We start from the raw sequence: 25,867 nt of genomic DNA, 5'->3' as shown, positions 1-25,867 counted from the left end.
CTCAGATGTCGAGGAAGCGGACGTCCTTGGCGTTGCGCTGGATGAACGAGCGCCGCGCCTCCACGTCCTCGCCCATCAGGATCGAGAACAGGTCGTCGGCGGCGGCCGCGTCGTCCAGCGTCACCTGGCGCAGCACCCGGTGGGCCTGGTCCATGGTGGTGATGCGCAGCTCCTCGGCGTTCATCTCGCCCAGGCCCTTGAATCGCTGGACCGAGTCGTCCCTGATCCGCTTGCCCTGCTCGCGGCCCAGGCGGACCAGGCTGTCGCGCTCGCGGTCGGAGTACGCGTACTCGAACTCGTCGCGCGACCACTTGATCTTGTAGAGCGGCGGCTGGGACAGGTAGACGTGACCGGCCTCGACCAGCGGCCGCATGAAGCGGAACAGCAGCGTCAGCAGCAGGGTGTTGATGTGCTGGCCGTCGACGTCGGCGTCGGCCATCAGGATGATCTTGTGGTAGCGGAGCCTGGCGATGTCGAAGTCCTCGTGGATCCCGGTGCCGAAGGCCGAGATCAGCGCCTGGACCTCCTGGTTCTGCAGGACCTTGTCGATCCGCGCCTTCTCCACGTTCAGGATCTTGCCGCGGATCGGCAGGATGGCCTGGTACTGCGGATTGCGGCCGGACTTGGCCGAGCCGCCCGCGGAGTCTCCCTCGACGATGAAGATCTCGCACTTGGACGGGTCGTTGGACTGGCAGTCGCTCAGCTTGCCCGGCAGCGAGGCCGTCTCCAGCAGACCCTTGCGGCGGGTGAGGTCCCTCGCCTTGCGGGCCGCCACGCGCGCGGTGGCAGCCTGGATGCCCTTGCGGATGATGTCGGCGGCCTCGTTGGGGTTGCGGTCCAGCCAGTCGCCGAAGTGCTCGTGGACGATCTTCTGGACGAAGGTCTTGGCCTCGGTGTTGCCGAGCTTCGTCTTCGTCTGGCCCTCGAACTGCGGCTCGCCCAGCTTCACCGAGATGATCGCCGTCAGGCCCTCGCGGATGTCCTCGCCCGTGAGGTTGTCGTCCTTCTCGCGCAGCAGCTTCCTGTCGCGGGCGTAGCGGTTGACCAGACCGGTCAGCGCGGCCCGGAAGCCCTCCTCGTGGGTGCCGCCCTCGTGGGTGTGGATGGTGTTCGCGAAGCTGTAGACACCCTCGGTGTACTGGGTGTTCCACTGCATCGCGATCTCCACCGAGATCTTGCGCTCCCTGTCCTCCGCCTCGATGTCGATCACCGAGGGGTGGACGGGCTCGCCCTTGCGGGAGTTGAGGTGGCGGACGAAGTCCGAGATGCCGCCCTCGTAGTGGTAGCGGGCCTGGCGCGGCTTGTCGTCCTCGGAGGTGTCCGCGGTGTCGGCCCCGGCCGTCTGCTTGGCCGCCGCCCGCTCGTCGGTCAGGGCGATCGTCAGACCGCGGTTGAGGAAGGCCATCTCCTGGAAGCGCCGCGAAAGCGTCTCGAAGGAGTAGTCGGTGGTGTCGAAGATGTCGCCGTCGGCCCAGAACGCGACCGTCGTACCGGTCTCGTCGGTGGCCTCGTGCCGCTGGAGAGGGGCGGTGGGCACACCCATCTTGTACTCCTGCGTCCAGCGGTAGCCGTCGGTCTTCACCTCGACCGCGACCTTGGTCGACAGCGCGTTGACCACCGAGACGCCCACACCGTGCAGACCGCCGGAGACCGCGTAGCCGCCGCCGCCGAACTTGCCGCCCGCGTGCAGCACCGTCAGCACGACCTCGACGGCCGGCTTGCCCTCGGAGGGCACGATGCCCACCGGGATGCCCCGGCCGTTGTCCACGACCCGGACGCCGCCGTCGGCCAGCAGTGTCACGTCGATGGTGTCCGCGTGGCCGGCCAGCGCCTCGTCGACGGAGTTGTCCACCACTTCCTGCACGAGGTGGTGGAGGCCGCGCTCACCGGTGGACCCGATGTACATGCCGGGCCGCTTGCGGACCGCGTCCAGGCCCTCCAGGACCGTGATCGCACTGGCGTCGTACGACGGCTCGCCGCCACCGGCTCCGGGGACGGACGGGGTCGCGGACGGGTCAGGGGTCTCCTCGCCGGAAGCGGGGATGGTTTCGTTGGAGTTGCCGGAATCGGCCACGAAGCGCCCTTTCTGGCACAGCACAAGCCTTCCCCTGCGACCGGAGGGAAGGGTCCCGGAGACCTTCCGGAGACCCTGTCCGCACGGCAGGAGCGGCTGCGTCGTTCGACATGTTCCGCAGTAAGGCGGGTGTGTCCCCAGTCTACCGGTACCACTGACATCGATGGGGGTTTGCCGGTACCTGGAGCCGCATGTGCCGCCCTGAACCGGCGTCCGCCGACTCCCCATATGCGGGCCGGGCCCCCAGGACGCTCACGACGGCCCTCAGCGCCTCGGCATGTCAATGGACCGTCACTGTGAGCGCACTCACGGGGCGAGAGGCTCCATCTCCCCCTCCGAGCCGGGAATCCGGGCTGGTCAAAGGCCTGCCCGCGGGCCCGGGGCGGCTTTTGCGGGGGACACCTACGGCTGACCGGAGCACGCAGCCGGCCGTGCCGGGTGTCCGGCGCCTCCGGGCCCCGCACCCTGATCGACTTCACCGTCCCCTGCCCGAGATCGGCGTTCAGCCGCGCCACCAGTTGCGGAGCCAGCAGCCGCACCTGCGTCGCCCACGCCGTCGAGTCGCAGCGGACCGACAGCACCCGCGCCTGCTCGTCGTAGGACTGCGGTGCGCAGTGCCGCGCCAGCTCCGGGCCCACCAGCTCCGGCCAGCGGCCCATCACACCACCGACCGCCATCGGCATCTCCCAGCCGCGCTCGGTCTTCAGCCGCTCGATCGCCGCTCCCAGCGGGAGCGGATCACGGCCGTCCCGACGCGCCCCCGACCGCAGGCCGCCACCGGTGCGCGCCTGCCGCTTCTGCCGCGCCGCCGTACCGCGCGCCCGCGCCTGCTCCCGGGCCGCCCGCAGCGCCACCCTGGCCAGATCGACGCCCGACGGCTCGGCCGCCGGTCCCGGAATCCGCACCTCCGCGGAGCCCTCCTGCCCGCCCGGGGAGGCGGCGGGAGTGCTGCCGGGCAGGCCGGCCCGCCCGTCCGGACGATCCTCCCACCTCACAGCCGGGTCACCTCCCCGCCGCCGACCGCGTACCGCGCCCCCTCCAGCAGTTCGGGCACGTCCTCCTCCACGGCCGCCGTCACCAGCACCTGCTCACCGTGCGCCACCAGCTCCGCCAGCCGATCCCGCCGCCTGGCGTCCAGCTCGGCGAAGACGTCGTCGAGCACCAGCACCGGCTCGTTGCCCTCGCCGCGCAGCAGGTCGTACGAGGCCAGCCGCAGCGCCAGCGCGTACGACCAGGACTCCCCGTGGCTCGCGTACCCCTTGGCCGGCAACTCCCCCAGCCTCAGCACAAGATCGTCACGATGCGGGCCCACCAGTGTCACACCGCGCTCGATCTCCTGCCGGCGCGCCTCGGACAACGCGGCCAGCAGCCCCTCGTACAGCTCCTCGCGCGTACCGCCCTCCACCGGCGAGCGGTACTCCAGCACCACCGGACCGCCGCCCGGGGCCAGCCGCTCGTACGCCTTGTCCGCCAGCGGCCCCAGCGCCGCCACCAGCGACGTCCGGTGCGCCAGCAACTCCGCCCCGGCACGGGCCAGATGCTGGTCCCACACGTCCAGGGTGGACAGCGCCCCGCCGCCGGACCCACCGCCGTGCCGGCGCGCCATCGCCGCCGTCTTCAGCAGGGTGTTGCGCTGCCTGAGCACCCGGTCGTAGTCCGACCGCACTCCCGCCATCCGCGGCGAGCGCGCCGTCACCAGCTCGTCCAGGAAGCGGCGGCGCTCCCCGGGATCGCCCTTCACCAGCACCAGGTCCTCCGGGGCGAACAGCACCGTGCGCACGATGCCCAGCACATCCCTCGGCCTGACCTGCGAGGAGCGGTTGATCCGCGCCCGGTTGGCCCGCCCGGGGTTCAGCTCCAGCTCCACCAGCTGCTGCCGGTCGCCCTGCCGCACCACCGCCCGTACGACCGCCCGGTCGGCGCCCTGCCGCACCAGCGGCGCGTCGGAGGAGACCCGGTGGCTGCCCAGCGTCGCGAGATAGCCGACCGCCTCGACGAGATTGGTCTTGCCCTGGCCGTTGGGACCGACGAAAGCGGTGACGCCCGGATCGAGCGGAACCTCGATCCGGGCGTAGGACCGGAAGTCGGCCAGCGACAGATGCGTGACGTGCATCGGATCCGCTTCGGGGCCGGTCAGCCGCCGACGGGCGGGTCGACGTCCGCGCCCGGCGCGTCGGCGCCCTTCTCGGCACCGGCCGCGGCGGTCACCGCGTGGCCGCCGAACTGGTTGCGCAGGGCGGCGATCATCTTAATCTGCGGGGAGTCGTCCTGGCGCGAGGAGAAGCGGGCGAACAGCGACGCGGTGATCGCGGGCAGCGGCACGGCGTGGTCGATCGCCGCCTCCACCGTCCACCGGCCCTCACCGGAGTCGGCCGCGTAGCCGCGCAGCGCTCCCAGGTGCTCGTCGTCGTCCAGCGCGCGGACGGCCAGGTCCAGCAGCCAGGAGCGGATGACGGTGCCCTCCTGCCAGGAGCGGAAGACCTCGCGGACGTCGGTGACGGCCTCGGCCGCCTCCAGCAGCTCCCAGCCCTCGGCGAAGGCCTGCATCATCGCGTACTCGATGCCGTTGTGGACCATCTTCGCGAAGTGGCCCGCGCCCACCTTCCCCGCGTGCACGGAGCCGAACTCGCCCTCCGGCTTGAGGGCGTCGAAGACCGGCTGCACCTTCGCGACGTTCTCGGCGTCGCCTCCGTACATCAGCGCGTAGCCGTTCTCCAGGCCCCACACGCCACCGGAGACGCCGCAGTCCACGAAGCCGATGTCCTTGGCCGCCAGCTCCTCGGCGTGCCGCTCGTCGTCCGTCCAGCGGGAGTTCCCGCCGTCCACGACCACGTCGCCGGGGGCGAGCAGCTCACCCAGTGCGTCGATCGTCGACTGCGTCGGGCCGCCGGCCGGGACCATGACCCACACCACCCGCGGGGCCTTGAGCGAGTCCACGAGCTCCTCGAGGCTGTGGACGTCGGCGAGGTCCGGGTTGCGGTCGAATCCGACGACGGTGTGGCCTGCGCGGCGGATGCGCTCGCGCATGTTGCCGCCCATCTTGCCGAGACCGACGAGACCGAGCTCCATCAGGGGGCCTTTCTTCGGTGTCCTGGTGTTGCGTACCCGGGTACGAGCCTACGACGGAGGGGGTGGCGCACAGTTGCGGGCACACTCCGCTCGTATGCGCGTGGACCGGGCCGGAGAACGGCTCCGGCGGCCGCGGCCCTCCCGCTCCTCCGGTCTCGGCCCGACGGCCTCGGCCCGGCAGCCGCACCGGCCCACCGCGGTCCTGCGAGGGACGCCCCTCGTGCTCCCGGCCGGAGGGCCGCCGGCCCGCCGGCCCTCCGGCTCTTCGGGTCTCAGCCCGACAGCCGCACCGGCATGATCAGGTACTTGTACGCCTCGTCCGCCTCCGCGTCCGTCGCAGGCTTGCCGCTGAGCAGCGCGGGCTTGGTCGAGGTGGTGAAGGAGAGTTGCGCGACCGGGGCGTCGATGGCGCTCAGGCCCTCCAGCAGGAAGCCCGGGTTGAAGGCGATCGAGATGTCGTCACCCTCCAACTGCGCGTCCACGCGTTCCACAGCCTGTGCGTCGTCGCTGGACCCCGCCTCCAGGATCAGAACGCCCTGCTCGAAGGTGAGCCGCACCGGGGTGTTCCGCTCGGCCACCAGGGACACGCGCTTGACCGCCTCCACGAAGGGGGCCGTCTCGATCACCGCGACCGAGTTGAACTCCGTCGGGAAGAGCGTGCGGTACTTCGGCAGGTCGCCCTCGAGCAGCCGCGTCGTGGTCCGCCGCCCGTTGCCCTCGAAACCGATCAGGCCCTCGCCCGCACCGGAGCCCGACAGCGCCAGTGTCACGTTGTCGCCGCCGCTGAGGGACTTCGCCGTGTCCAGCAGGGTCTTGGCCGGGACCAGGGCCACCGCTGAGGCGTCCGGCGTCTCCGGCTTCCACAGGAACTCGCGGACCGCGAAGCGGTAGCGGTCGGTGGACGCCAGGGTGACCGTGTCGCCCTCGATCTCGATCCGCACACCGGTGAGCACCGGCAGGGTGTCGTCGCGTCCGGCCGCGATGGCGACCTGGGCCGCGGCGGCGGCGAAGACCTCGCCGGGGACCGTGCCGGTCGCGCTCGGCATCTGGGGAAGCGCCGGGTACTCCTCCACAGGCAGTGTGTGGAGTGTGAACCGCGAGGATCCGCAGACGACGCTCACCCGTACACCGTCTGTGGAAATCTCCACCGGGCGGTTGGGGAGGGCCCGGGAGATGTCGGCCAGCAGGCGGCCGGAGACCAGGACCGTCCCGTCCTCCTCCACATCGGCCTCCACCGAGACCCGCGCCGAGACCTCGTAGTCGAAACCGGACAGGCTCAGCGAGCCCTCCTCGGCCTTCAGCAGCAGCCCCGCGAGGACCGGCACCGGGGGCCGGGCCGGCAGGCTGCGGGCCGCCCAGGCCACCGCCTCCGCGAGGACGTCGCGCTCCACCCGGATCTTCACTTAAGCCGCCTCCCGCTGTTGCTGGCTGCTCGCCTTGCTGGTCTTCGTCGTCGGCTTGTCGCCGGGGACCAGTCTGACGCACCCGGCTGACAGCCGGGGCGGGTCGGGGTCAAGTCGCGGGGAGGGACGCGGAGCACGGTCGGGCCGAGTTGTGCACAGGGCCCGTTTCCGATCGAAGTCCGCTCTATATCTCCGTGGTCGTAGTAGTAGGGCCTGTGGAAACCGTGGATAACTCGATCCGCGCAGGTCAGGGCGGAAGTTTTGTCCACCGGCCCTGTGGGTGGGGACGTGGACGAACAGGGGGTTCCTGTGGACGCCGGAAAGTTCTGCACATCCCGTGCACAGCGATCCGGGACTTCTCCCCAGGGCCGCCCACAGTTTTACCCACCTTCTCAACAGCCCAACCCAGCCCCTCCGTGTGACGCCTTTCACACGGAGGGGTGACGTCGCGCGCCATGTTGTCGAACAGTGGACAGCCCTGTGGAGAAGCTGGTGAAAGCTGTGCACAACACGGCCGGAGCTGTGGGCGGGCGGTGGACAATCCGATCTGCCGCTTGTGGGCACAGTCGTGGTCCACAGCCTGTGGAAAACTTCTGACCACAGATCCCCAGGCACCTGACCAGGCTCATTCGATCATCAAGCGGCGCGCCTGTGGAAGCTATCTGGACAACCTGATGGTCCCCAGAGTGTGGACGGAAGAAAGTCGGTGAATCTGTGGACCACTCCTCTTCCCGCCTGTGGATTCGAACAGCGAGAAGCCCCCGGGAGGGACCTCCTCGGGGGCTTCTGCGGCCGGATCGGCCGGATCGGCGCGTGCGGCCGGCGTGATCCGCGCGGCCGGGCGCAGCGGCGTCAGGCGTTCTTGATGCGGTTGGTCAGCTCGGTGACCTGGTTGTAGATGGACCGCCGCTCGGCCATCAGCGCGCGGATCTTGCGGTCGGCGTGCATGACGGTGGTGTGGTCCCGGCCGCCGAACTGGGCGCCGATCTTCGGCAGCGACAGATCGGTCAGCTCGCGGCACAGGTACATGGCGATCTGCCGCGCGGTCACCAGGACGCGGCTGCGCGAGGAGCCGCACAGGTCGTCCACCGTCAGCCCGAAGTAGTCGGCCGTCGAGGCCATGATGTTGGCCGCGGTGATCTCCGGGGCGGCGTCCTCGCCGCCGGGGATGAGGTCCTTGAGGACGATCTCGGTCAGGCCCAGGTCGACGGGCTGCCGGTTGAGGCTGGCGAAGGCCGTGACCCGGATCAGCGCGCCCTCCAGCTCGCGGATGTTGCGCGAGATGCGGGAGGCGATGAACTCCAGCACTTCCGGCGGCGCGTTCAGCTGCTCCTGGACGGCCTTCTTGCGCAGGATCGCGATGCGCGTCTCCAGCTCCGGCGGCTGGACGTCGGTGATCAGTCCCCACTCGAAGCGGTTGCGCAGCCGGTCCTCCAGGGTGACCAGCTGCTTGGGCGGCCGGTCGGAGGAGAGCACGATCTGCTTGTTGGCGTTGTGGAGGGTGTTGAAGGTGTGGAAGAACTCCTCCTGGGTGGACTCCTTGCTCGCCAGGAACTGGATGTCGTCGACCAGCAGGATGTCCATGTCGCGGTAGCGCTTGCGGAACGCGTCCGCCTTGCCGTCGCGGATGGAGTTGATGAACTCGTTGGTGAACTCTTCCGAGCTCACGTACCGCACCCGCGTGCCCGGGTAGAGGCTGCGGGCGTAGTGCCCGATGGCGTGCAGCAGGTGCGTCTTGCCCAGTCCGGACTCGCCGTAGATGAACAGCGGGTTGTACGCCTTGGCCGGTGCCTCGGCCACGGCCACCGCGGCGGCGTGCGCGAAGCGGTTGGAGGCGCCGATGACGAAGGTGTCGAAGAGGTACTTCGGGTTCAGCCGGGCCGTCGGCTCGCCGGGACCGGTCGCGGGCGCGGGCTGCGCGGCGAGTGGGCCGGGGGCACCGCTGGGCGCGGGAAGCTGCTGGGGACCGGGACGGCCGGTGCCCCGGGAGCCGTCGTAGCGCGGCACCGGCGACCGGTCGTAGGGGGAGGCGTGGTGCCGGCCGTCGTAGGAGGGCGGCTCGTACGACGGGCTCCGCGACTGGTACGGGTCGCGCGGCGGCTGCCAGGCGTCGGGGTCCTGGGGCCGGGGCCAGGCGCCTGGCTGGTGCTGCTGGGGGGCGTGCGGGTAGTCCGGGTACGCGGGCCGTGCGCTGGGCAGCTCGAGTTCCTGCTGCCGGTCCTCGTGCTGTGGGCCGCGCTGCCGGGCGTGGCGGCCGCCGTGCTGCGGAGCGTCGTAGCGCGGCTCGTCGAAGTGCAGCGGCTGCTGGTGCGGCGCCGACTGCTGGTGCGGTGCCGGCCGGCGGTGCTGCGGCGGGTCCGGGGACGCCGGCGGAGCGGGGGGCGCCGGCGCCTGGGGCTCGGGAACCGGCCCGGTGACGGTGATCGCCAGGCGGATCGGCTGCTGGCACTCCCGGCTGAGCGCATCGGTGATCAGCGGGGAGAGCCGCCCTTCCAGTACGCCCTTCGCGTACTCGTTGGGCACGCCGAGCAGCGCGGTGCCGGAGACCAGCACCAGGGGCTGGCAGTCTCTGAGCCACCGCTGGTCCTTGGCCTCGACCCCCTGGCCGTCGGCGAGGAGTTGTTCCAGCACGCGTGGCCACACTGCGGCAAGATCGGCAGGTAGGTCAGCCACAGGGCACGCTCTCTCACTCACTCGCCGGGCGGGGTTGTTCGGGCTTCGACAGTCCCACCCATGTGTGGTGCTTGGGACGGTCGGGAGGAAACGGAAGTTCGGCCACGGTAGTCAGCGCGGCGTGCGTGGTTCAAGTCGTTGTCCACAGGCTGTGTACAGAACCCCCCGGCCGGCCCTGGTTTGACCTGATGGTGCGGGCGCGCGTACCGTAACCAGGTCGAGTTGTCGATGGCTGCTGCCGCCTGCCTCCGATGGGCAAGATCCTGGTGATCATAGAAGCGGTGCACTCGGGCGTTGCGAGCTACTCGTGGGCGCACGGTGACAGCCAGTCGGCGCCCCACACGTCTTGTACGAGACACAAGCATTCCTGGAGCCCCGAGTGAGCAAGCGCACCTTCCAGCCGAACAACCGCCGCCGCGCGAAGACCCACGGTTTCCGGCTGCGCATGCGGACCCGCGCCGGCCGCGCGATCCTCGCGTCCCGCCGCGGCAAGGGCCGCGCCCGTCTGTCGGCCTGACCGACCCGACAAGCCCGACCGCGGATCCGTGACGTGCTGCCCACCGAGAACCGGCTGAGGCGGCGCGAGGATTTCGCGGCCGCGGTACGCCGAGGACGCCGGGCCGGACGCCCGCTCCTCGTCGTCCATCTGCGCAGGGCGTCGCCCCGGAGCGATTCCGGGGAACGTACGGACCCGCACGCCGCCGAGGGGGTTGCTCCCCCGGTGCGTGCGGGTTTCGTCGTGAGCAAGGCGGTGGGCAATGCGGTGGTTCGCAACCTTGTGAAGCGGCGACTGCGTCATCTGGTCCGGGAGAGGCTTGACGTTCTGCCGCCCGGTAGCCTGATGGTCATACGGGCGCTGCCCGGTGCGGGCGAGGCGGACCACGACAAGCTGGCCCGTGATCTGGACACCGCGCTGCAGCGGCTGCTTGGAGGCCCGTCGTGAAATACCCGCTGCTGTGGTTGATCAAGTTGTACCAGTGGACCATCAGCCCGCTGCTCGGTCCGGTGTGCCGGTACTACCCGTCGTGTTCGCACTACGGCTACGAAGCCATCCGACGGCACGGCGCGGTGAAGGGGACGGCGCTGACAGCCTGGCGCATTCTGCGCTGCAATCCATGGTCGCCCGGCGGGGTCGACCACGTTCCCGCCCGGAAGCATCCGGTCTGGCACCAGCGGATGCGTGACCGCTGGCAGCACCGGTCCCAGTCCAATGCCCAAGGAGCCTGACTCGTGGACACGATCGACACGATCCTCGGTCCTCTGTATACCGCTGTTTCCTGGATCATCGTCCAGTTCCACAACCTGTACAGCCTCGTCTTCGACGAGGACAGCGGTTGGGCCTGGGGTCTGTCCATCGTCTCGCTGGTGATCGTGATCCGCATCGCCCTGATCCCGCTCTTCGTGAAGCAGATCAAGGCGACTCGGAACATGCAGGCGATCCAGCCGAAGATGAAGGCGATCCAGGAGCGCTACAAGAACGACCGGCAGCGCCAGTCGGAAGAGATGATGAAGCTGTACAAGGAGACGGGTACCAACCCGCTCTCCAGCTGCCTTCCGATTCTCGCGCAGTCGCCGTTCTTCCTGGCGCTCTACCAGGTGCTGAACAAGATCGCGAACAACCAGGAGGTCGGCGTCATGGGCGCCGATCTGGTCGGGAGCGCCCGGAACGCGAGCATCTTCGGGGCCCCGATCGCGACCCGCTTCATGGACAGCGCCGAGAAGGTCGATGCGCTGGGTGCCACGCTGACCGACGTGCGCGTGGTCACGGTCATCATGATCCTGATGATGTCGGCGTCGCAGTTCTACACGCAGCGCCAGCTGATGACCAAGAACGTCGACCTGACGGTGAAGACGCCGTTCATGCAGCAGCAGAAGATGCTGATGTACGTCTTCCCGATCATCTTCGCCGTCTTCGGCATCAACTTCCCCGTCGGTGTCCTCGTCTACTGGCTGACCACCAACGTGTGGACCCTCGGGCAGCAGATGTACATCATCAAGCGCAACCCGACGCCGGGCTCGCTGGCCTACAAGCAGCGTCAGGAGAAGCTGCGGGCCAAGGGCAAGCTCAAGGAGGACCCGGCGGAGGTCGAGACCAAGAAGGCCGTCGAGGCCGCCCGGGCCAACCGCCAGCAGCCCAAGCGCATGACCAAGGCGCAGCGCCAGGCCGCCGCGGCCCAGGCGGAGGCGGATGCCAGGGAGAAGGAGGCGGCCGGGGAGAAGACCTCGCTGAGCAAGGAGGACTCCAAGGACTCCCCGTCGGCGCGCCCCGGGCAGCGGTCCAAGAAGAAGCCCGGGCAGCGCAAGGGCTCGCAGCGTCCCAAGCACCCGTCCAAGAAGTAAGAAGGAGTCCACTCGTGACGGACACGACCGCAGAGGGCACCGACACCCTGACCCGTCTTGAGCAGGAGGGTGATATCGCGGCCGACTATCTCGAGGGGCTCCTCGACATCGCGGACCTCGACGGCGACATCGACATGGATGTCGAGGGTGACCGTGCCGCCGTGTCGATCATCAGCGACGGTGAGAGCCGGGACCTGCAGAAGCTCGTCGGCCGGGACGGTGAGGTGCTGGAGGCACTGCAGGAGCTGACGCGGCTCGCGGTGCACCGTGAGACCGGTGACCGCAGCCGGCTGATGCTGGACATCGCCGGCTACCGGGCCCGCAAACGCGAGGAACTGTCGGCGCTGGGCACCAAGTCGGCCAAGGAGGCGCAGCGCACCGGCGAGCCGGTGAAGCTGAAGCCGATGACGCCCTTCGAGCGCAAGGTGGTGCACGACGCGGTGGCCGCGGCGGGGCTGCGCAGCGAGTCCGAGGGCGAGGAACCGCAGCGCTGCGTGGTCGTGCTGCCGTGACGGACGCCGTGTCGTCGCCCCTTCCTCCCGCGCCCGAGGTGGCGCGGGAGGTTTTCGGTGACCGCTTCGACGATGCTGTCCGCTACGCGGAACTGCTGGCGGAGGTCGGGGTCAAGCGCGGGCTGATCGGACCACGCGAGGTGCCCCGGCTGTGGGAGCGCCACCTGCTGAACTGCGCGGTGCTCTCCGAGGTCGTGCCCGATGGTGTGACGGTCTGCGATGTCGGCTCCGGTGCCGGCCTGCCGGGTGTTCCGCTCGCACTGGTGCGGCACGACCTGAAGATCACGCTGCTGGAGCCGCTGCTGCGGCGTACGACCTTCCTCCAGGAAGTTGTCGAGCTGCTGGGACTGGACCATGTGTCGGTGGTGCGAGGCCGGGCCGAGGAAGTTCTGGGGTCGCTGTCTCCGGTGCATGTGGTGACGGCCCGTGCCGTGGCTCCACTGGACCGGCTCGCCGGCTGGGGTGTACCGCTGCTGCGGCCGTACGGCGAGATGCTGGCTCTCAAGGGAGACACGGCGGAGGAGGAGCTGAAGGCGGCGCGGTCCGCACTTCAGAAGCTCGGCGCGGTGGACTCCTCGGTGCTCCGTATCGGTGAGGGCCTGGTGGAGCCGGCTGCCACCGTGGTTCGCGTCGAGGTCGGTGAGAGCCCGGGCGGGGTGCGCTTCGCAGCCAAGAAAGCGAAGGCCGCCAGGGCGGGCCGCTCGCGGAGTGCGCGCCGCCGACGGTGACTCCCGGAGGTTGATGGCGCCTCCTGGAGGGAGTTCCGTTACTCCGTAGAGTCGCCAAAGACGAGCCATGCGGAGTGTCGTTGCGCCTGCGGGCCGGCGTGGATGCATCGTGCTTTCCGTGAAACGTCGCTTTCTGCATGGATTCATCCGTCGAGGGCGCGCGGCTGACGCGTCAGACCCATCCGAGCCCCGCTCAGAGGTGGATTCATCCACCTCTGAGCGGGGCTCGCTGGTTCCCGACCCGGAGAGCATGGCAGGCTCTTCTCATTGCGAGCCTGACGTCGAGGAGAGTGAACCGTTGCGGTCCGACGGCCATATCGCGGGACCGATGACCGATCCGGTCCCGGGTCCCCGTTCTGAAACGGCGGATGTTTCACGTGAAACGATGAGTGAGACACCGCCTCCGATGGACGCCTCCCCCCGGTACGAAGGGGATGTCTCCGCCCCCGTCGGCCGTGCCGCTCAGCAGGCGGTCGAGGCGATGAACCGTACCGGTGAGGGTCTCCCCAGGCCCGAGGAGACCCGGGTGATGGTGGTCGCCAATCAGAAGGGCGGGGTGGGCAAGACCACGACCACGGTCAATCTCGCCGCCTCCCTGGCCCTGCACGGCGCCCGGGTCCTGGTGATCGACCTGGATCCGCAGGGCAACGCATCCACCGCCTTGGGGATAGACCACCACGCCGAAGTGCCGTCGATCTACGACGTTCTGGTGGACAGCAAGCCACTTTCCGACGTCGTCCAGCCGGTGCGGGAGGTGGAGGGCCTCTTCTGTGCTCCAGCCACGATCGATCTCGCCGGTGCGGAGATCGAGCTGGTGTCGCTGGTGGCCAGAGAAAGCCGTCTGCACAAGGCGATCTCCGCCTACGAGCAGCCGCTGGACTATATCTTCATCGACTGTCCGCCCTCGCTCGGTCTGCTGACCGTCAACGCGCTGGTCGCCGGCGCGGAGGTGGTCATCCCGATCCAGTGCGAGTACTACGCGCTCGAAGGGCTGGGGCAGCTTCTGCGGAACGTCGAGCTGGTGAAGGGGCATCTCAACCCCAAGCTCCATGTTTCGACGATTCTGCTGACGATGTACGACGGCCGTACGAGGCTGGCCTCCCAGGTGGCGGAGGAGGTCCGAGGACACTTCGGCAAGGAGGTTCTGCGGACCAACATCCCGCGGTCGGTGCGCATCTCGGAGGCGCCCAGCTACGGGCAGACGGTTCTCACTTACGATCCGAGTTCCAGCGGTTCGCTCTCCTATCTGGAGGCGGCCCGGGAGATCGCGCTGCGAGGCGCCGGTAAGCAGCAGGAACAGCACATGGTGGAGGGGACTCAGTGACGGAACGACGTAGAGGGCTGGGTCGAGGGCTCGGCGCGCTGATTCCTGCGGCGCCGACGGGACCGGATGACAGTGTCACCCCCGTGGTGGGAGAGAACGGAGCGATTTCCCCGACCGCTGTTCCGGTACTCGCTCCGGAGCGTGGTGTGGCGGCGGCCAAGGTGGCCGGTCTGCCCAGTGGGGATGGGCGGCAGTATGACAGCGGTGTTTCACGTGAAACCGAAGTCATGGACGGTGCTGTAAGTGGTGAGGCAGCAGGGGCTCACTTCGCGGAGGTGCCAGTCGACGCGATCACTCCGAACCCTCGGCAGCCGCGTGAGGTGTTCGATGAGGACGCTCTGGCGGAACTGGTGACCTCCATCCAGGAAGTGGGTCTCCTGCAGCCGGTGGTTGTTCGGCAGATGGGCCCGGAGCAGTATGAGCTCATCATGGGGGAGCGGCGTTGGCGGGCCTGTCGGGAGGCGGGTCTGGAGCGGATTCCGGCGATCATCCGGGCTACGGAGGACGAGAAGCTCCTTCTGGATGCCCTGCTGGAGAATCTGCACCGGGCACAGCTGAACCCTCTGGAGGAAGCGGCGGCCTACGATCAGTTGCTGAAGGACTTCAACTGCACCCATGACCAGCTGGCGGACCGTATCGGCCGCTCGCGCCCTCAGGTCTCCAACACGCTCCGTTTGCTGCGTCTCTCACCGTCGGTGCAGCGCCGTGTGGCGGCCGGGGTGCTGTCGGCAGGGCATGCGCGGGCGCTGCTGTCGGTGGAGGACTCCGAGGAGCAGGACCGTCTCGCCCACCGCATCGTGGCCGAAGGGCTGTCGGTGCGGGCGGTCGAGGAGATCGTGGCCGTGATGGACCCCAAGCCGAAGGGAAAGAGCAAGGCTCGGGGGCCACGGGCCGGTAAGCGGGTCTCCCCCGCGCTGGACCATCTGGCGAGCCGTCTCTCGGACCGCTTCGAGACCCGGGTCAAGGTGGACCTTGGGCAGAGGAAGGGAAAGATCGTCGTCGAGTTCGCATCGATGGAGGATCTGGAAAGGATTCTGAGCCAGTTCGCGCCCGGCGAGAACCAGCTTCTGGAGCGGCAGCTCGCTGGAGGAGACGACGACAGCGGCGAGTGAATCCGAGGACACCAGGACACCATCAAGAACACCGCTGTACGACGCCCCATGGATACGATGTCTCCATGGGGCGTCAACTCGTTCCGCTCACCCTGGACAACCTGCCGGACCTCCCGAAGCGCTGCCGTAGGTGCGTCTTCTGGGAGCTCGACCCTGTCAGCGGTGATGCCGCTGTGAAGGCGGGTCGGCCCGATCTGGAGAAAGAAGCCTGGATATCGGCGGTGCTGTTGGAGTGGGGCTCCTGCGGACGGCTCGTCTATGTCGATGACGTACCGGTGGGTTTCGTGCTCTACGCGCCGCCCGCTTATGTGCCGCGCTCAACGGCTTTCCCCACCAGCCCTGTCTCGCCGGACGCGGTACAGCTGATCACAGCCGGGCTGATGCCCGGGTACCAGGGGCAGGGGCTGGGCCGGGTGATGGTGCAGACCGTGGCCAAGGACGTACTGAGGCGAGGATTCAAGGCGATCGAAGCGTTCGGGGACGCTCGGTGGAAGGAGCCTGCCTGTCTGCTCCCCGCCGATCACCTTCTCGCTGTGGGCTTCAAGACGGTCAGACCGCACTATGCCTACCCCAGGTTGAGATTGGAGCTGCGTACGACCCTCTCCTGGAAACAGGATGTGGAGCTGGCGATCGACCGGCTGCTGGGAGCGGTGCAGAAGGAGCCCGCTCTCAGACCGTTGTGATTTCTGTGGTGAAAAGGCGACGGGCCCGCCCCACCAAGGTGGGGCGGGCCCGTTCCACGTGAAACGTCAGCCGATGAAGTCGGTCAGGTCGCGTTCGATGGCGGCCTTGGGCTTGGCGCCGACGATGGTCTTCACGACCTCGCCGCCCCGGTAGACGTTCATCGTCGGAATGGACATGATCCCGTACTTGGCGGCCGTCGCCGGGTTCTCGTCGATGTTGAGCTTGACGACGGTGAGCTTGTCGGCCTGCTCCTCCGAGATCGCCTCCAGCGACGGGGCGATCTGGCGGCACGGACCGCACCAGGCCGCCCAGAAGTCGACCAGGACCGGCTTGTCGCTCTTGAGGACGACTTCCTCGAAGGTGGCGTCGGTGGCGGTCACGGTGGCCATGGTGATCTCCTTGTTCCTCGGGGTGGGGATGGTGGGCTCAGAGGGCGGCGGCGGCCGCGGCCTCGTCGGTCTTCTCCGGCTCGGCGTGGTGCTTCTCGGGGGCGTCGACCAGGGCGGCCAGGTAGCGCTCGGCGTCCAGGGCGGCCGAGCAGCCGGTGCCGGCGGCGGTGATGGCCTGGCGGTAGGTGTGGTCGACCACGTCGCCGGCGGCGAAGACACCGGGGATGTTGGTGCGGGTGCTCGGCGCGTCGACGGTCAGGTAGCCCTCGCCGTCCAGGGTGAGCTGGCCGCCGAACAGCTCGGTGCGCGGATCGTGGCCGATGGCGATGAACAGCCCGGTCACCGGCAGGCGGGAGGAGGCGCCGGTGACGGTGTCGCGCAGGGTCAGCCCGGACAGCTTGCCGCCGTCGGCGTGCAGCTCGGCGACCTCGCTGTTCCAGAGGAACTCGATCTTGTCGTCGGCGAAGGCCCGCTCCTGCATCGCCTTGGACGCCCGCAGGGTGTCGCGGCGGTGGACGACGGTGACCCTCTCGGCGAAGCGGGACAGGAAGGTGGCCTCCTCCATGGCGGTGTCGCCGCCGCCGACCACCGCGATGTGCTGGCCCTTGAAGAAGAACCCGTCGCAGGTGGCGCACCAGGACACGCCGCGGCCGGACAGCTCCTCCTCCCGGGGCAGGCCGAGCCGGCGGTAGGCCGAGCCGGTGGCGACGATGACCGTCCTCGCCCGGTGCACGGTGCCGGCCGTGTCGGTCACGCTCTTGATCTCGCCCTCGAGGTCGACGGCGGTGATGTCGTCGGGAAGGAGTTCGGCGCCGAACCGCTCGGCCTGGGCGCGCATGTTGTCCATCAGGTCCGGGCCCATGACGCCGTCGCGGAAGCCGGGGAAGTTCTCCACCTCGGTGGTGTTCATCAGCGCGCCGCCGGCGGTCACCGAGCCCTCGAAGACCAGCGGCTTCAGGGCGGCGCGGGCGGTGTAGAGCGCTGCGGTGTATCCCGCCGGCCCGGAGCCGATGATGATCACGTTGCGAACGTCGCTCACGGAGTCTTCCTTGTCTGCCGATGGGTTTACCGATGCCTGTCTGGAGCATCGCTTTGGGAAGGCTTATCCCACCCAACGAATCCTAGGAGCCAGGCATTCCCGGCCGTGGTATTGCGTGCGCGGGCCGCTCAGCGCGGGTAGGTGCGGGTGGTCAGCACCGTGCCGGGGGCAGAAGGCTCTTTGCCGACGCAGTCGGCGTCGATCACATAGGCATCCACCTGGGATCCGCCGACCTCATGCGGCAGGACCACGATGTATGCCCGTCGTCCCTCGTAGTCGCTCATGCCGACGGCCAGAGGCACCTCGTCACGGCCGACACCCTCACGGACGCACAGCGGCATGGTGCTTGTGGGCGTGCTCGGCGAGCCGGGGCTTGCCTTGAGGCTGAACTCGGGAGAGCCGGGGTCCGCCTCTTTCAGGCTTTCCGGACTCTTCTGCTCCCGCTTCCCCGATTCGCTGTCGGCCAGCAGGGACCGTACGCGTGCCTCCAGTGCCTGATCGCTCCGGTCGCTTTCCGTATCAGCGCCTGCGGCCACACCCTTGTCCATGTCTCCGGAGAAGTTTGCACCCACGCCTGGAAGGAGGATCGCGCCAAGGGCGAGAAGGGCTGCCGCGCCCGCGGTGCCGAGCAAGGCGGTGCCCCAGCGATGCGGTCGCCTGCCACTGTTCCTTCCCGGACCCCTGGCGCCTGCCGGTCGCCCTGCGGGCCGACCAGCTGGTCGGCCCGCAGGGCGACCGGAGCGGGCGGTTTCACGTGAAACAGCATTCGGCGCATCCGCTGAAGATGCCGAGGGGGAAGCACCCCGGATTTCATCGCCGGAGGGGTTGGAGGCACTGAGCAGGGCCTCGGCGGCCAGTGCGGCGTCGATGCGGCCTGCCACATCGGACGGCATCGGAGTCGGATCCGGAAGGGTGCCCAGCGCGTTGCGGATCTCTTCCAGAGATGCCCGTACGTCCGCGCACAGCGCGCAGCCCGACAGATGGGCGCGTACATCGGCTGAGCGGTCCGGGGAGAGCAGCAGCCCCTCGGTGAGGTCGGAGATCTCGTCGACCTCGGGATGCCCGTCAGCGCCGAACGACGCGGAAGACATGGACGTCATGCGTGCTCACCTCCGCCCTTCATGGCCCCGGTGCCTGGTTTCCCTCTTGCCGGTGGGACGGACGCCCCCTGTGTCCGGTTCCTTCTGTCGGCGCCCGCCCGGGATTCGCCGACCGGGCTCTCCGAGCGTAGATGGCCGACCAACGGCAGGAGCCGGGCCCTGCCGCGGGCGCAGCGGCTCTTGACGGTCCCGACGGCGACTCCGAGGACGCGTGCCGCTTCGGCGACCGGATAGCCCTGCATGTCGACGAGGACGAGCGCCGCCCGCTGTTCCGGTGGCAGTTGGGAGAGCGCGGCGATGAGCTGGCGCTGTAGATCCTGGCGCTCGGCGGGCACGGCGGCGGACTCGTGCGGTTCCAGGAGCTGTTCCATGCGCTCGGGCTCGGCGATGGGCGAGGTGCGGCGGCTGGCCGCCTTGCGTGCGCGGTCCAGGCAGGCGTTCACGGTGATGCGGTGCAGCCAGGTGGTGACCGCGGACCGCCCCTGGAAGGTGTGGGCACTCCGGTAAGCGGAGACAAAGGCGTCCTGGACGGCGTCGGCGGCTTCCTCCCGGTCCCTCAGAACACGCAGGGCGACGGCCCAGAGCCGGTCGCGATGACGGCGCACGATCTCGCCGAAGGCCTGTGGATCGCCGGCGACATGGCGGGCGAGGAGTTCCCGGTCATCGGCTCTGTCTGCGTCATCGGGACCGCTCGTGTCCCCGGCACCGTCGACGGCGCCGCCCGTCACCTCGTCGCCCACCAGTCGGTCCCCTCCTCAGTCCGCTGTGCCCACGGGCGGCAGGTCAGCTGAGGACCTCGACCTCCGTGATGCGGCCACGGTAGTTGCCTTCCTCCGTCAGGGGGAGTTCAGTGAGCCACACCAGAACATAGCGCGTCCTGATCGGTTTCTTGGCCTTGAGCTCCACCTCGGTTCCGGAACCACTGCTGACCTTGCTGAAGCCGTTCAGTGAGCCGGGCAACTGCGCGGTGTCCTCGTCCGCCGCCAGGAAGTCGGCGGAGGTGCTGCCCCTGAAACCGACCTTGACGGTGCTGATCTGCCGGGACTCGCCGAGGTCGAGGATCAGACCTACTCCGTCCTTGAGATTCCCGAACTTCGCGCTGTTGTAGTACATGGTCTGCCAGAAGGTGCCGGCGTCGCCGTCGATCGCGTTGCCCACCTGGTCGCTGTTCTCGGTGGGGTCGCCACCGAACGGGTCGAAGTCCTTGGCCAGGGAGATCTCGACCGGTTTGCCCGTGGGAGCGGTCTCCGGCTGCTTCTGCTGCTCGATCTCGCTCTGCCCGGGGTCCGGCGCCGGGGGCTCGCCGCCCTTCAGGAGGGTGTCCGCCAGTTGCCAGCTTCCCAGCCCCAGTGCGGCGATGAGCAGAGCGGAGACACTCCACTTCAGCACCTTGCCGGCGCGGCCGGGCAGTGCGGGGGGCGTCGTCACGGTGGGTGCGCCTGCGGGCCCTGCGGGAGGACGGGGCACGGGGCCGCCGTAGACCCCCTGCTGCCGGTAGCCGGGGCTCTGGTACGGCGGTGGAGCGGCGAACTCGGGCTCGGGCGGCCGGATGCGCGGCAGTGCGGCGATCGCCTTGGCCAGCTCCTCGGGGGTGGTGCAGGGCTGCTCCTGGCGGGAGGCGGTGGCACCGTCGTTGACCATCGCGCGCATGGCCAGCTCGGAGAGCCCGCGGTGCACCCCGGCGCGTACCTGGTCCGGGGGGACGAGGGAGTCGCCGGTCAGCTCGGCCATGCCACCGAGGCCGTAGGCGTCCTCGCCGTACGGCCAGCGGTGGGTGAGGGAGGCGTAGAGCAGAGCGCCGATCGCCTCGGTGTCGGTGCGCTGGGGATGGTCGGAGGTGATGCCGCGCAGGGCGGCGTTCACGGCGAGACCGCGGATGCGGTACTGGCCGGCGGCGGTGCGCAGGACGCAGCCGGGGGTCAGCCGCAGATGGGCCAGGCCCTCGCGGTGGGCGGCGGCCATCGCCTGGGTGATCTGGGTGACGAGCTGGTAGGCCTCGTGAGTGGGCAGCGGGCCGGAGGCGAGGAGGGCTGTGAGGGAGGTGGCGTCCGGGAGCCACTCGTGGACGACGTAGACGAGGTCGTTCTCCTCGACCGCGTCCAGTACCTGCACGAAGCGGGGATCACCGAGGAGGGCTGCGGAGCGGGCGGCGGCCAGGACCGGCCGGGCGCGGGGGTGGTCGGCTGCGAGGAGGTGGACGCCGACGGCGCGGCGCAGTTTCTCGTCGACGGCTCGCCAACTGCTGAAGCCGTCCAGACGGGTGATGCACTCCTCCAGGCGGTAGCGCCGGGCGAGCTTGTGACCGCTGTGCAGCTCGGGTGGCTGCGGGGCCTGCCTCACCTCGTCGGCGGTATCAGAGATGCCGGAGGCGTCCGCCGATGCGCTGTCGTCGCTGTCGTGGTCCGTGGAACCGTCGGCCGTGGTCCGCTCGACAGCGGAGGCCGACGGCTTGCCCTTGCCGTCCGTCCCGCCGCTTTCGTCAGCCACGTCGACGGCAGCCGTGCTCCGTTCCGCCACCGTCGCTCCCGCCTCCCCATTCGTTACAGCCTGTTTCCCAACACAGCCAGAGACAATTGTGCCCACAGTCCGCCGCTGTGCACGACACACGGGCGGGGCCGAAGGTTGTGCGACGGACCCCGGAAGGCCGTCAGCGGCCGAGCTTCGCGCGGACCATGCCCATCATGGCGGTCAGCTCCTCCACCCGCATACGCCGGGCTGCCAGAACGAAGACCGCGCCCAGCACCAGACCGCCCGCGGCCAGGGCCGCGGCACCGCTGACGAAGCCGGGGCCGAGGGCCCGGACGATGGTGTAGGCGACCGCGCCGCCGGCCAGAGCCGCCGGGATGCCGGCGCCGCAGAGCCTGGCGTAGGTGCGCACGATGCGGGGGCCGTCCAGATCGCCGCCCAGCTTTCTGCTCAGCCGCTTCCAGGCGACGCCCACGCCTACGGCGTAGGCGAGGCCGTAGGCGGCCGCCATGCCGGTGACCGCCCATTGGCTGGGCAGCAGCAGGAAGGCCAGAGCGGAGCCCGCGGCATTGCAGGCGGCCACGATCACGGTGTTGTAGAAGGGGGTGCGGGTGTCCTCATAGGCGTAGAAGCCGCGCAGGACGACGTACTGCACGGAGTAGGGGATCAGTCCGAGGCCGAAGGCCATCAGGATGTAGCCCATCGAGGTGGCCGCGTCGACGGTCGCGGAGGAGTACATCAGCAGGCACATCGGTACGCCGAGGGCCACGAAGGCGAAGGCCACGGGCACGATGGCGACGGCCGAGGTGCGCAGCCCGTGCGAGATGTCGTCGCGGACGGCGGCCGGGTCGTCGTCGTGGGCGGCACGGGAGATCCTCGGCAGCAGGGCGGCCATCACCGAGACGGTGATGATGGCCTGCGGCATCTGCCAGATCAGCTGGGCGTTGCTGTAGCCGAGGATTCCGGTGCCCGGGTGGCCGTCGGCGTCGGCGACCTTGCCGGCCCAGGTGGCGAGCTGGGTGACGACCAGGACGCCCGCCTGGTTGGCCAGGACGAACAGGAAGGTCCACTTGGCGAGCCGGGCGGCCTTGCCCAGGCCGTGGCCGCGCCAGTCGAAGCGCGGGCGGATGCGGAAGCCGGCGGCACGCAGATACGGGATCATCGCCAGTGACTGGACGACCAGCCCCAGCAGTGTGCCCATGCCGAGCAGCCGGACGCCCTCCGGCGGGATCGTCTCCACACCCATTCCGGAGGTCCGGGCGGTGCCGTACACCCAGATGAAGAGGCCGAAGGTGGTGATGATGACGATGTTGTTCAGAACGGGGGTCCACATCATCGCGCCGAAGCGGCCCCGGGCGTTGAGGATCTGGCCCATGACGACGTGGACGCCCATGAAGAAGATCGTGGGCAGGCAGTAGCGGGCGAAGGTGACCGCCACGTTGTTGGCGGCCGGGTCGTCGGCGATCTGCACGGACAGCGCCCGGACCAGCAGCGGCGCACCCAGCACCGTGAGGGCGACCAGGCCGCCGAGGATGACCATGACCAGAGTGAGGAGGCGGTTGGCGTACGCCTCGCCGCCGTCCTCGTCGTTCTTCATGGCGCGTACGAGCTGTGGCACGAAGACGGAGTTCAGACCGCCGCCGATGGACAGGATGTAGATCATCGTCGGCAGTGTGTACGCCACGGTGTAGGCGTCACCGAGGATGGCGGCGCCGAGCGCGGCGGTGATCACCAGGGTGCGGACGAAGCCCGTGAGCCGGGAGACCATCGTGCCCGCGGCCATGATGGCGCTGGACTTCAGTATGCCGCCGCCCCGGCGGTCGGACTTGCCCGCTGTCGCGGGAGGCGGACCCGCGGTGGTGCCCTCCGGTTCCGGTGCCGTCTGGGGCGCTGGGGGTGGCTGCGGCGCGGAGGCGGCGGGGGACGGAGGCTGCTGCGGGCCGGGCTGTGGGGGCTGCCCATAGGGCCCCTGCGGCTGAGCCCCTTGCGGCGCGTACGGCCCTTGCGGCGCGTACGGTGCCGAGTGCTGCCCCTGCTCGTACGGCTGTCCCTGGGGTCCGGTCGGCTGCCGGGGCGGCGGGTACTGCCGGTGCTCCTGTGACGGGGACGCCTGCTGGTCGTGGAGGAGATGGGCGAAGGCGTCGTCGCGGGCACGGCCTCCGCTCTCCCGCGCCCCTCTGTCCAGCATGTCGTCCACGCCCGTGAAGCGCACGGTCGCCGAGTCGCCACCCCGTCCCGGCTGCCCGTGGGCGCCGTGGGGAGCGGGGTGGGAGGCGTTCCGGCCGTACGGGTACTGCCGGTACGGGTACCGCTCCTGTGCGTCCTGGCCGCCCGGAGAGGCCGGCTCTCCGCCGCCGGGCGCATCACCGCGGTCACGGTCGTACGGCGCGTTCATCGCTGCAACCCCACCTCATCGTCCGCGGCCGTCTTCCCCGGCCCCGACAGCTCGCTCAACGCTCCACCTTCTCACCCGTACCGGAGGGGCCGCGACGTCCGGCTCCGGTGTTCCCGGCGGGGTCACCCGCCTGCCCGTCCCCGGCCTCCCCGGCGGACTTTCCGCCGGACTGCGCGGAGCCCTCCGGCTCTTCCCGCTCCTCCGGTCCGTCCGCATGCCGTACCAGAGGGGCGTCCGGGTCCGGCCGTTCACCGATGCGCTTGCGCTGGGTGTACATCCGCACCCCGGCCAGTACCACGAGCAGGACTCCGCCGGAGATCACCAGCATCACCGCGGAGGTGATCTCGGTGACCTCCACCTGGAACCTCATCGCCTCGCCCCAGGGCTCGCCGTCCTCGGTGTAGAGCCGGGCCTCGACCCAGGTGCGGCCGTTGGCCTTGGCGGTGGTGGGGACCTTCACCGACTGGCTGTGCCCGCCCTCCACCGTGACCGGCTGCGCCTCGCCGACATCCAGGCCGATCCGGCGTCCGGAGAACAGCCGCAGTTCCAGGTTCTCCACATCCTGGAGGAGCTTGTTCTGCACGGTCACCGGGATGGTGGCGCTACGGCCGGACAGCTTCATGTCCGACTTCTCGATCAGCCGGACACCGCCCGTCAACTCCTCCAGATAGCCGCCCACCGAGTCCCTGTACTCCGCGGCCGCCTCGCGGTCACCGCGCCAGGAGACGGACATCGAGCGGTGGAGGGCGCTGTTGAAGGGCGTCTCCACCCGGGCGGGCTCGGACAGGATGCTCTTGAAGTTCTCCAGGGTGTTCCGGATGGTGCGGATCTCCTCGAAGGAATCGGTCCGCAGTTCACGCTTGCGCAGCGAGTCCGGGTAGGAGCCCTGCCCCGGGACCTTCCGGCCGGCCCGCGGGTCCGGGGCGGCCTCCGCGGCCTCGGTCAGGCTCACGAACTCCGCCCATCGTCCGTCGAGTTGGAGCGTGTCCAGTGCCTCGGCCATCGCCTGGGCCTGGCTGACGGTGGGCATCCGCTGGGGAGCCACCACGATGCTGCGCTGCCGGCCCGGCTGCTGTGCGGTGATCGACTGGGTGTGGGCCAGGAACCGCTGTACGGCCCGTGTGGAGTCGTCCGCCCGGGTCATGTCCCCCTGGAACAGTTCCGACAGCCGGGCGTCCGCCACGATCGCGGTGGTGCCGCCGCCGATCGGCCGGGCGGCGGTGGGGGTGTGGTTCAGGGAGCCGGGTTCGCGCATGCTGTCGCTGCGGGCGATGACGTTGTGGGCGCCGGCCGAGGTGGCCACGGAGACGATGGAGGGGTCGACGGCGCCCTCCACCGGCCAGGCGAAGTCGGTGCTGGGCTCGGTGAGCAGGGTGGTCTCCACCGTCATCCGGCCCAGCTCGGTGGCCGGACCCAGATGGCTGAGCGCGCCGGAGACCTTCTTGCCCCGGTGGGCGAGGGAGGCGAGGTCCGGGTCGCCGAAGGGCAGGGCGACGACCTCTCCGTCCTCCACCGCCTGCCGCAGTTCGTGCAGCCACCGCCGGGCGTCGGCCTGGCCCTTGCCGGCGACCTCCCGGCCGTCCTCGGTCAGCACCTTGTAGTTGTTGGTCATCGCCTCGACGGAGGCGAGCAGATCCGGGTCGACCACCCAGGTGACCGGCAGCTTCCTGCCCAGGGCGACCATCTGCTGGAGCCGTCCGCCGGGTGCGATCTCGGCTTCGAGGTCGTCGTCCTCGAACACCGGCATCCGCCGCCGGTCCCCGGACTCGGTGCGGGCGGTGACGTGGGTGGAGGAGATCAGCGGCCACAGGAAGGTCAGCTGTGTGGCCTGCTCGGGCGCGGACGGCTGCCAGGGCAGAACGGCCCGCTCGATGCCCAGTACGCGCCCGTACGCCTCGTCGGCCATCCGGCCCGACAGGGACACACCGAGCTGGTACACCCCGGGCTCGTCGAACGGCAGCTTGTCGGCCGGCACGCTCAGGGTGAAGGAGAAGCCGGCTCCCGAGGGAAGATCACCGATTTTCACGGTGCCTTTGCCGCCGATCTCCTCACCGTCGGCCCCGGGTACGTAGGCGGTACGCGAGTCGGTGCGGTCGATCGCGCTGCGCGTGGTCAGCCGGGCGCCGGGGCGCAGTGCGATCCTGGCCTCGACGATGTCGGACGAGGTTCTGTTGCTGACGCGGCCGGAGACGGTGACCGTGTCACCCTTGCCCGGCGTCGAGGGGGTGAGCCCGGTGATGGAGACCGAGGCGGTACGGGACTCGTCGGCGGTGGAGGCCGCCCGTGCTGCCAGGGTGGAAGGGGCCGAGGGGGCCGAGGGAGTGGCGGCGGCCCCGGCGGAGGACTGGACGGCCATTCCTGCCAGTAGCGGCAGGGAGGCGGCCAGTACGGCCGTGCAGCGCATCGGCCATCGGCGGCGGGCAGCAGCGATGGGGGTCCCTGGGGTCTGTGCCGCCTCGGCCACGTGCCTCGTCCATCCTGTCCGCCGGTCGTCCGTACCGGTGCGCTGCCGATCTGCCAATGGTCCGCAGCTGGCCTGCTACAGGTCTGCCGCTGCTG

Annotated in this window: 21 protein-coding genes and 1 pseudogene; 9 read left to right on the top strand and 13 right to left on the bottom strand. The window is 69.7% G+C overall.

Features of this window, described 5'->3' with window-relative positions:
- Position 1: 1 nt before the first annotated feature.
- The 6 genes and pseudogenes from gyrB to dnaA all read right to left on the bottom strand — a co-directional run bounded on the left by gyrB (position 2) and on the right by dnaA (position 9,219).
- On the bottom strand, positions 2–2,098 hold the full coding sequence (gene gyrB, locus ACGRHY_RS13235) for a DNA topoisomerase (ATP-hydrolyzing) subunit B (RefSeq protein WP_394635543.1): 2,097 nt from the start codon (positions 2,096–2,098) through the stop codon (positions 2–4).
- 383 nt (positions 2,099–2,481) lie between these two features.
- Positions 2,482–2,979, bottom strand: a pseudogene (locus tag ACGRHY_RS13230) (DciA family protein); the annotation flags it as partial.
- An 86-nt stretch (positions 2,980–3,065) separates the two neighbouring features.
- Positions 3,066–4,187, bottom strand: a complete 1,122-nt coding sequence (gene recF, locus ACGRHY_RS13225) for a DNA replication/repair protein RecF (RefSeq protein ID WP_394635542.1) — start codon at positions 4,185–4,187, stop codon at positions 3,066–3,068.
- Between the two features lie 20 nt (positions 4,188–4,207).
- A complete protein-coding gene (gene gnd, locus ACGRHY_RS13220) occupies positions 4,208–5,143 on the bottom strand; it encodes a phosphogluconate dehydrogenase (NAD(+)-dependent, decarboxylating) (protein WP_394635541.1) in 936 nt (311 codons plus the stop codon).
- 272 nt (positions 5,144–5,415) lie between these two features.
- Positions 5,416–6,546, bottom strand: coding sequence for a DNA polymerase III subunit beta (dnaN, locus tag ACGRHY_RS13215; RefSeq protein ID WP_394635540.1), 1,131 nt, complete (start codon positions 6,544–6,546; stop codon positions 5,416–5,418).
- Between the two features lie 852 nt (positions 6,547–7,398).
- Complete coding sequence (gene dnaA, locus ACGRHY_RS13210) at positions 7,399–9,219, bottom strand: chromosomal replication initiator protein DnaA (protein ID WP_394635539.1); 1,821 nt, start codon at positions 9,217–9,219, stop codon at positions 7,399–7,401.
- A 379-nt stretch (positions 9,220–9,598) separates the two neighbouring features.
- Between dnaA and rpmH the strand changes: the two genes are divergently transcribed.
- From rpmH to ACGRHY_RS13165, 9 genes are all read left to right on the top strand, one after another.
- Positions 9,599–9,736, top strand: coding sequence for a 50S ribosomal protein L34 (gene rpmH, locus ACGRHY_RS13205; RefSeq protein ID WP_003949374.1), 138 nt, complete (start codon positions 9,599–9,601; stop codon positions 9,734–9,736).
- A gap of 33 nt (positions 9,737–9,769) precedes the next feature.
- Positions 9,770–10,162, top strand: a complete 393-nt coding sequence (gene rnpA / locus ACGRHY_RS13200; RefSeq protein ID WP_394635538.1) for a ribonuclease P protein component — start codon at positions 9,770–9,772, stop codon at positions 10,160–10,162.
- On the top strand, positions 10,159–10,446 hold the full coding sequence (gene yidD / locus ACGRHY_RS13195; RefSeq protein ID WP_093657129.1) for a membrane protein insertion efficiency factor YidD: 288 nt from the start codon (positions 10,159–10,161) through the stop codon (positions 10,444–10,446). The genes rnpA and yidD overlap by 4 nt, the downstream gene beginning before the upstream one ends.
- Before the next feature lie 12 nt (positions 10,447–10,458).
- The gene (gene yidC, locus ACGRHY_RS13190; RefSeq protein ID WP_394638033.1) at positions 10,459–11,559 is read left to right on the top strand and encodes a membrane protein insertase YidC; all 1,101 of its coding nucleotides are present in this window, start codon (positions 10,459–10,461) and stop codon (positions 11,557–11,559) included.
- 14 nt (positions 11,560–11,573) lie between these two features.
- On the top strand, positions 11,574–12,071 hold the full coding sequence (locus ACGRHY_RS13185) for a Jag family protein (protein ID WP_394635537.1): 498 nt from the start codon (positions 11,574–11,576) through the stop codon (positions 12,069–12,071).
- On the top strand, positions 12,068–12,799 hold the full coding sequence (gene rsmG / locus ACGRHY_RS13180; protein ID WP_394635536.1) for a 16S rRNA (guanine(527)-N(7))-methyltransferase RsmG: 732 nt from the start codon (positions 12,068–12,070) through the stop codon (positions 12,797–12,799). The genes ACGRHY_RS13185 and rsmG overlap by 4 nt, the downstream gene beginning before the upstream one ends.
- A 250-nt stretch (positions 12,800–13,049) precedes the next feature.
- A complete protein-coding gene (locus tag ACGRHY_RS13175) occupies positions 13,050–14,123 on the top strand; it encodes a ParA family protein (protein WP_394635535.1) in 1,074 nt (357 codons plus the stop codon).
- Positions 14,120–15,235: a ParB/RepB/Spo0J family partition protein gene (locus tag ACGRHY_RS13170; RefSeq protein ID WP_394635534.1), complete on the top strand. Its 1,116-nt coding sequence runs from the start codon at positions 14,120–14,122 to the stop codon at positions 15,233–15,235. Before ACGRHY_RS13175 ends, ACGRHY_RS13170 begins: the two co-directional genes overlap by 4 nt.
- Before the next feature lie 65 nt (positions 15,236–15,300).
- Positions 15,301–15,918 carry a GNAT family N-acetyltransferase gene (locus tag ACGRHY_RS13165; RefSeq protein ID WP_394635533.1) on the top strand — a complete coding sequence of 206 codons (618 nt, stop codon included), beginning with the start codon at positions 15,301–15,303 and terminating at the stop codon, positions 15,916–15,918.
- 66 nt (positions 15,919–15,984) lie between these two features.
- Here the strand turns inward: ACGRHY_RS13165 and trxA are convergent, their stop codons facing one another.
- From trxA to ACGRHY_RS13130, 7 genes are all read right to left on the bottom strand, one after another.
- Complete coding sequence (trxA, locus tag ACGRHY_RS13160; protein ID WP_394637907.1) at positions 15,985–16,314, bottom strand: thioredoxin; 330 nt, start codon at positions 16,312–16,314, stop codon at positions 15,985–15,987.
- A gap of 31 nt (positions 16,315–16,345) precedes the next feature.
- A complete protein-coding gene (gene trxB / locus ACGRHY_RS13155) occupies positions 16,346–17,347 on the bottom strand; it encodes a thioredoxin-disulfide reductase (RefSeq protein WP_394635532.1) in 1,002 nt (333 codons plus the stop codon).
- Between the two features lie 128 nt (positions 17,348–17,475).
- On the bottom strand, positions 17,476–18,447 hold the full coding sequence (locus ACGRHY_RS13150; RefSeq protein WP_394635531.1) for an anti-sigma factor family protein: 972 nt from the start codon (positions 18,445–18,447) through the stop codon (positions 17,476–17,478).
- Complete coding sequence (sigM, locus tag ACGRHY_RS13145) at positions 18,444–19,175, bottom strand: RNA polymerase sigma factor SigM (RefSeq protein ID WP_394638032.1); 732 nt, start codon at positions 19,173–19,175, stop codon at positions 18,444–18,446. Before sigM ends, ACGRHY_RS13150 begins: the two co-directional genes overlap by 4 nt.
- Before the next feature lie 55 nt (positions 19,176–19,230).
- A complete protein-coding gene (locus ACGRHY_RS13140; RefSeq protein ID WP_394635530.1) occupies positions 19,231–20,964 on the bottom strand; it encodes a protein kinase family protein in 1,734 nt (577 codons plus the stop codon).
- 130 nt (positions 20,965–21,094) lie between these two features.
- Positions 21,095–23,308, bottom strand: a complete 2,214-nt coding sequence (murJ, locus tag ACGRHY_RS13135) for a murein biosynthesis integral membrane protein MurJ (RefSeq protein WP_394635529.1) — start codon at positions 23,306–23,308, stop codon at positions 21,095–21,097.
- Positions 23,309–23,363: 55 nt separating this feature from the next.
- Positions 23,364–25,772 carry a DUF6049 family protein gene (locus tag ACGRHY_RS13130; protein ID WP_394635528.1) on the bottom strand — a complete coding sequence of 803 codons (2,409 nt, stop codon included), beginning with the start codon at positions 25,770–25,772 and terminating at the stop codon, positions 23,364–23,366.
- Positions 25,773–25,867 lie beyond the last annotated feature (95 nt).

Origin of the sequence: Streptomyces shinuiensis (genome assembly GCF_043660855.1) — a bacterium.
Classification (GTDB): Bacteria; Actinomycetota; Actinomycetes; order Streptomycetales; family Streptomycetaceae; genus Streptomyces.
The sequence above is the reverse complement of the archived record's forward strand: the minus strand, read 5'-3'. Positions and strand labels throughout refer to the sequence as shown.

What these genes read in the sequence shown, in the direction of transcription:
- recF (WP_394635542.1), bottom strand. Translation starts at nt 4,187, where the DNA reads ATGCACGTCACGCATCTGTCGCTGGCCGACTTCCGGTCCTACGCCCGG.
- gnd (WP_394635541.1), bottom strand. Translation starts at nt 5,143, where the DNA reads ATGGAGCTCGGTCTCGTCGGTCTCGGCAAGATGGGCGGCAACATGCGC.
- ACGRHY_RS13175 (WP_394635535.1), top strand. Translation starts at nt 13,050, where the DNA reads ATGGCAGGCTCTTCTCATTGCGAGCCTGACGTCGAGGAGAGTGAACCG.
- ACGRHY_RS13165 (WP_394635533.1), top strand. Translation starts at nt 15,301, where the DNA reads ATGGGGCGTCAACTCGTTCCGCTCACCCTGGACAACCTGCCGGACCTC.
- ACGRHY_RS13150 (WP_394635531.1), bottom strand. Translation starts at nt 18,447, where the DNA reads ATGACGTCCATGTCTTCCGCGTCGTTCGGCGCTGACGGGCATCCCGAG.
- murJ (WP_394635529.1), bottom strand. Translation starts at nt 23,308, where the DNA reads ATGAACGCGCCGTACGACCGTGACCGCGGTGATGCGCCCGGCGGCGGA.